Raw genomic sequence first — 1,004 nt, 5'->3', positions numbered from 1 at the left:
TTCATAGGCTTTGACTTTTAGTTAATTGTTTTTGCCAATTTCTCTTTGAACAAATCATACCTTAGTTCAGCAACGCCGATTTTTGTAGTCAGGACTAAACCCTGCAAGGAGATTACCTAGCCCTTCAATATCGTTACGCCAATCACGGTGCAATTCACCCACAACGCTATACCAATTGACCAACTGAGCGCCAGCACGAGACATCCGATCCCAAGCTGCATCGCGACAGGTTTCATTGAAGGTGCCAGAGGCATCGGTGACAACAAAAACGTCATACCCTGCCTCCAATGCTGAAAGTGTGCAAAAAGTGACACAGACATCCGTGACAATTCCGGCAATAATCAATTGCTTCTTACCAGTTGCTTCTACGGCTTTAACAAATTCCTCATTGTCCCAAGCGTTGATCTGTCCGGGGCGCGGAATGAAGGGAGCATCAGGAAACTTCTCCTTCAGTTCCGGCAGGATGACTCCATTGGGACCATCCTCAAAGCTAGTGCTCAAAACAGTAGGCAGGTTGAAAAACTTGGCTACACTGGCTAGCGCTAGCACATTATTTTTGAAGTCGGCAGCACCAATATCACGCACAAGCGAGAACAGTCCAGTTTGGTGATCCACCAGTAGAACCGCAGCATTATTCTTATCTAGACGATTGTACTTGAATGTAGACATTAGGTAATTCTCCTATTTGAGTGATTGGTGAATGAGGAATTGCAGAATGAAATCAAAAGCTAAACATCTCTGCTTGTGCTTTTAAGTGAAACGTCTGTTTACCCTCAAGGGTTGATGACGTAAGCGATCGCGCCATGAACTGAGTCTGCAAGACAACGCCAAATTTCATCACTTAAGCTCCGCAAGTTAAGCACAGAGTTAAGATTTTCGCGTCGCGGGTCCAAAGGGCATTCGTTTGGGTGCATCTCAGTTTTGCAGATATATCAAGTGGAAAGTTGACCATTGAGATAAGCACAGCGCAGAGAAAGGATAGAGGCAACACTCTCGATATTCCA

Annotated in this window: 1 protein-coding gene; it reads right to left on the bottom strand. The window is 45.0% G+C overall.

The genetic code is table 11. From position 1 onward, the window contains the following. Positions 1-66: 66 nt before the first annotated feature. Positions 67-669: an isochorismate family cysteine hydrolase YcaC gene (ycaC, locus tag QUA47_RS30900; protein WP_333433643.1), complete on the bottom strand. Its 603-nt coding sequence runs from the start codon at positions 667-669 to the stop codon at positions 67-69. Positions 670-1,004: the final 335 nt, after the last annotated feature.

The organism is Microcoleus sp. MON2_D5, from assembly GCF_036701905.1.
Lineage (GTDB): Bacteria > Cyanobacteriota > Cyanobacteriia > Cyanobacteriales > Microcoleaceae > Microcoleus.
The sequence above is the reverse complement of the archived record's forward strand: the minus strand, read 5'-3'. Positions and strand labels throughout refer to the sequence as shown.

What these genes read in the sequence shown, in the direction of transcription:
- ycaC (WP_333433643.1), bottom strand. Translation starts at nt 669, where the DNA reads ATGTCTACATTCAAGTACAATCGTCTAGATAAGAATAATGCTGCGGTT.